Source organism: Lacinutrix sp., from assembly GCF_023299985.1.
In the GTDB taxonomy this organism is placed as follows: Bacteria; Bacteroidota; Bacteroidia; order Flavobacteriales; family Flavobacteriaceae; genus Lacinutrix.
In genome coordinates this window covers 1-4,543 of record NZ_JALZVX010000081.1, presented here as the reverse complement: position 1 = coordinate 4,543, position 4,543 = coordinate 1, and the positions used below count along the sequence as shown (strand labels likewise).

Sequence of the window (4,543 nt, the reverse complement as noted above, 5' to 3'; positions counted from 1 at the left end):
AAAAGAAGATAGTCCTTGGGGATTCGAGATTAATGCAACCAATATTTTTGATACCAAATTTAAACAAGACAATAGTTTTAGCGACTTTTTAATAAGCGACAGTCAAACTTTTATTTTACCAAGAATAATCATGTTTAAAGTGGCTTATAAATTGTAATGCTCTCTGCGAAAAGGATAGAACGGTCTGTTTGAAATCCTTTTTTATTAAAAAAAAGATTGAGTAGTGATAGCCTGTTTTTTGTTTTTCACAAAAATTTGCCCAAAAGATCATTCTACCCTTTTTATTTCATAAATTTAAACCACAAAAGAAACTATAATTATGATTAATAAAAAAGTAAACGGTGTAACCGAAGCTGTTAAAGGCATAAGTAATAACATGACGTTTATGTTAGGTGGTTTTGGACTTTCTGGAATACCAGAAAATGCAATTGCTGCTTTGGTTAAAAGTGGTGTAAACGGTTTAACTTGTATTTCAAACAATGCAGGAGTGGACGACTTTGGTTTGGGTTTATTACTACACCAAAAACAAATAGACAAAATGGTATCGTCTTACGTTGGTGAGAACGACGAGTTTGAGCGCCAAATGCTATCTGGAGAATTAGATGTAGAGTTAATACCACAAGGTACTTTAGCCGAACGTTGTCGTGCTGCACAAGCAGGATTTCCTGCAATTTACACACCAGCTGGTTATGGAACAGAAGTAGCTGAAGGTAAAGAAACCAGAGAATTTGATGGTAAAATGTATGTTTTAGAACATGCTTTTAAAGCAGATTTTGCTTTTGTAAAAGCTTGGAAAGGAGATGCTGCTGGAAATTTAGTATTTAAAGGAACAGCACGAAATTTTAATCCGTGTATGGCTGGAGCTGCAAAAATAACAGTTGCTGAGGTTGAAGAATTAGTGCCAGTTGGCGCATTAGATCCTAATCAAATTCATATTCCTGGTATTTTTGTACAACGTATTTTTCAAGGTGAAAAGTACGAGAAACGTATTGAACAGAGAACAGTTAGAACAAGAGAATAATTGTCGTTCCTGCGTAGGCAGGAATCCACAAATTAAGAAAGGTTTAAAATAGATTCCTGCTTTCGCAGGAATGACAAAACTAAAATTATGTTAGACAAAACAGGAATAGCTAAACGTATAGCAAAAGAAGTACAAGATGGTTACTATGTAAATTTAGGAATTGGAATTCCAACATTAGTAGCAAACTACGTACGCGATGATATAGAAGTTGAGTTTCAAAGTGAAAATGGAGTATTAGGAATGGGACCATTTCCTTTTGAAGGCGAAGAAGATGCAGACATTATTAACGCAGGAAAACAAACCATTACCACATTACCAGGAGCAAGTTTTTTTGATAGTGCTACAAGTTTTGCAATGATTAGAGGACAACACGTAGATTTAACCATTTTAGGAGCTATGGAAGTAGCACAAAATGGAGACATTGCCAATTGGAAAATACCAGGAAAAATGGTAAAAGGAATGGGTGGAGCCATGGATTTAGTTGCAAGTGCAGAAAATATTATTGTTGCCATGATGCATACTAACAAAAGAGGCGAATCTAAAATACTTAAAAAATGCAGTTTACCACTAACAGGTGTTGGTTGTGTTAAAAAGATAGTAACCAATTTAGCGGTTTTAGAAGTTACAGATAAAGGCTTTAAATTGTTAGAACGTGCTCCTGGAGTTTCTGTTGAAGCCATTAAAAAGGCAACAGAAGGAACGCTTATTGTTGAAGGTGATATTCCAGAGATGAGTTTATAGAAATAAATTGAACAATGCGAATTAGAACACTTAAAAACACTTTTGTAAATTATCTGTATCAAGAAAATAGAGATTACAATACAATAGAAGACCGTTTCCTAAGAAACACAACTAAAGCTCTTGACTTTCTTGTTAAAAGCAGTGCGCTTACCATTAGCTTTATAGATAATGGGATACCTAAAACTATAGATATAATAGATGTTTTAGTAGCAGACACAGAAAACAATATTACAATTATGCCTGGACAAAAAAACGCATACAGTCCATCGCATAATACTGTTTTGTTTTATGATACGCATGGAGTTGTGTTTAGAAAAAACCATAAAAAAAGCTGGTTTCGTAGAAATAAAGGCTATAATTCTCCAGTCTCTCTGCTGTCTCACGAATTGATTCATTGTTATAACGAGATTTTTGATCCCGAAGATTACCACAAACGTAAACAAGATCACACGTCTAAAGGAGAAAAAATAGATGCAGATGGTCACGATCTATCTTTCCCAAACGCAGAAGAAGTTTTTGTAATAAAAATGACGAATCAAGTAGCAAAACGGTTAGGAGAAGACAGACGTAGTAATTATGGAAGAAGTTATTATCCAACACAATCTGTATTAACTACAAAGCGCGCTAAAAAGAGTAAATAAGGCTTTAAATGTTAAATATTTATGCATTTCATCGAATAATAACGCTTTTAAACTGATTATTGTAAAACCTAACATATATTAGCAATCCCAAACCTATTAATTTTTTATAACCTAAAATGTACCATTAGCTTAATGCTTTGTTATGTTTAACCCAAATCTATCATAAACACCTACCTATGAATTCAGATTTATTTTTTATTAAAGCAATACCAAAAGATTAAGAATACATTTAAACTTTTTAGAAACATGATGTATTTAACTAAAAAAGTATTTATGCTATAATCCCTTTGGGATAGCATCTATTAGTTTTTTTGTGTATTCTTTTTTAGGCGAATTGTAAATTACATCAGCATCATCTAACTCTTCAATTTTTCCTTTGTGCATTACTAACAGTTGATCGCTCATATATTTAACTACAGCAAGATCATGTGAAATAAAAATATAGGTAAATCCAAAGTTCTCTTTCAATTCATTTAATAAATTCAGCACTTGCGCTTGTACAGAAATATCTAAAGCGGAAACTGACTCATCACAAACAATTAATTTAGGTTGTAATGCAACAGTTCTTGCAATACCTATACGTTGGCGTTGACCTCCAGAAAATTCGTGTGGATACCTGTTAAAGTGTGAAGCCTCTAAACCTACACGTTCTAAAATTTCTATTGCTTTTTCTTGTCTTTCGGTAGCACTGGAAAATAAATTATGAACTTCCATAGGTTCTATAATAGACTGCCCAACAGTTAATCTTGGATTTAAAGAGGAATAAGGGTCTTGAAATATTATTTGAATGTCTTTTCTAAGTGCTTTTACTTTCGAGTTAGATAATTGTGTGATATCCTTTCCCTTAAATAGTATAGTTCCGGCTGTTGGTCTGTTTAAAAGTAAAATAGCGTTTCCTAATGTAGATTTTCCACAGCCAGATTCTCCAACCAAGCCTAAAGTTTCACCTTCATAAAGTTTAAAACTTACGTTATCTACAGCCTTAAAATTTTCAGATTTAGAAAACAAGCCAGATTTAGAAATGTACTCCTTTTCAAGATTGATAACTTCTAATAATGGTGCTTTACTATATATTTTTTTATGTTGAATTGCCCTCATTTCAGAAGTAATAATAGATTTATCAACAGTATTATTCATTACATCTGTAATAGTTGGCAATCTTTTAAGTCTTATGTTTAAAGATGGTCTAGCGTTTATTAACGCTTTAGTGTAATTATGTTCTGGAGCTTTAAAAATAGCTTCAACCGTATTTTGCTCAACAATATTACCTTTATACATTACGAGTACGCGATTAGCAATTTGCGAAATCAAGGATAAATCGTGAGTAATAAAAATAACACTCATTTTTGTTTCGGCCTGTAATTCTTTTAACAAGTTAATAATATCATTTTGAACCGTAACATCTAAAGCTGTTGTTGGTTCGTCTGCAATTAATATTTGTGGTTTACACGCAATAGCCATTGCAATCATGACACGTTGTTTTTGTCCTCCAGAAATTTCATGAGGATAAGAAGTGTATACGCGTTTTGGATCTGGTAATTTTACCTTTTCAAAAAGCAAGAGCGTTTCTGCTTTCACTTCTTTTTTAGATAATTTAGTATGCTGAAACAGTATTTCTTCTACTTGTTTTCCACAAATAGTAGATGGGTTTAAAGAACTCATGGGTTCTTGAAAAATCATAGCGATTTTTTTACCTCTTATTTGCTGAAAAGCTTTTGAGGAAATTTTTGTTAAATCATTAGCTTCAAAAATAATACTACCAGAAGTAATTTTTGAAATCTTCTTTGGAAGCAGTCCTAAAATAGCTAAAGAAGAAACCGATTTTCCAGAGCCAGACTCACCAACGATACCTAATATTTCGTTTCTTTTTAAATAATAAGAAATATTATGAATGATTTCGTTTTCCTTTCCGTTGGAAAAAAAGGAAATTGATAAATTTTTTATGGACAATAAATAACTCATATTAAGTAAATGTAGGAATTATAGGTGAAAAAATTACGGTAAAAACAGTAACCAATGCTAAATGTTAAAAATTTAACAGTTTTTCATTATCTTAATAAAAAAATACAGTTATAAATATTTTCAGTTTTACATCAGAATTTGATAGCGAATAATCCTGCCGTACTCACTTTAAAGAGGA

At 32.1% G+C, this 4,543-nt stretch carries 4 protein-coding genes; 3 read left to right on the top strand and 1 reads right to left on the bottom strand.

Translation table 11 applies throughout. From position 1 onward, the window contains the following. Positions 1-319 precede the first annotated feature (319 nt). The 3 genes from Q0C58_RS04230 (at position 320) to Q0C58_RS04220 (ending at position 2,403) form a co-directional block, all read left to right on the top strand. Positions 320-1,021, top strand: coding sequence for a CoA transferase subunit A (locus Q0C58_RS04230; protein ID WP_290697965.1), 702 nt, complete (start codon positions 320-322; stop codon positions 1,019-1,021). A gap of 87 nt (positions 1,022-1,108) precedes the next feature. Beyond that, on the top strand, positions 1,109-1,762 hold the full coding sequence (locus Q0C58_RS04225) for a CoA transferase subunit B (RefSeq protein WP_290697963.1): 654 nt from the start codon (positions 1,109-1,111) through the stop codon (positions 1,760-1,762). A 14-nt stretch (positions 1,763-1,776) separates the two neighbouring features. Continuing rightward, positions 1,777-2,403 carry a hypothetical protein gene (locus tag Q0C58_RS04220; RefSeq protein WP_290697959.1) on the top strand — a complete coding sequence of 209 codons (627 nt, stop codon included), beginning with the start codon at positions 1,777-1,779 and terminating at the stop codon, positions 2,401-2,403. Positions 2,404-2,679: 276 nt separating this feature from the next. On the opposite strand, the gene Q0C58_RS04215 is transcribed toward Q0C58_RS04220, so the two are convergent. Next, positions 2,680-4,365 (bottom strand): ABC transporter ATP-binding protein, encoded by a 1,686-nt coding sequence (locus Q0C58_RS04215; RefSeq protein WP_290697956.1) that lies wholly within the window; start codon positions 4,363-4,365, stop codon positions 2,680-2,682. Positions 4,366-4,543: the final 178 nt, after the last annotated feature.

Coding starts and splice junctions, on each gene's coding strand:
- Q0C58_RS04230 (WP_290697965.1), top strand. CDS start 320: ATGATTAATAAAAAAGTAAACGGTGTAACCGAAGCTGTTAAAGGCATA.
- Q0C58_RS04220 (WP_290697959.1), top strand. CDS start 1,777: ATGCGAATTAGAACACTTAAAAACACTTTTGTAAATTATCTGTATCAA.
- Q0C58_RS04225 (WP_290697963.1), top strand. CDS start 1,109: ATGTTAGACAAAACAGGAATAGCTAAACGTATAGCAAAAGAAGTACAA.
- Q0C58_RS04215 (WP_290697956.1), bottom strand. CDS start 4,365: ATGAGTTATTTATTGTCCATAAAAAATTTATCAATTTCCTTTTTTTCC.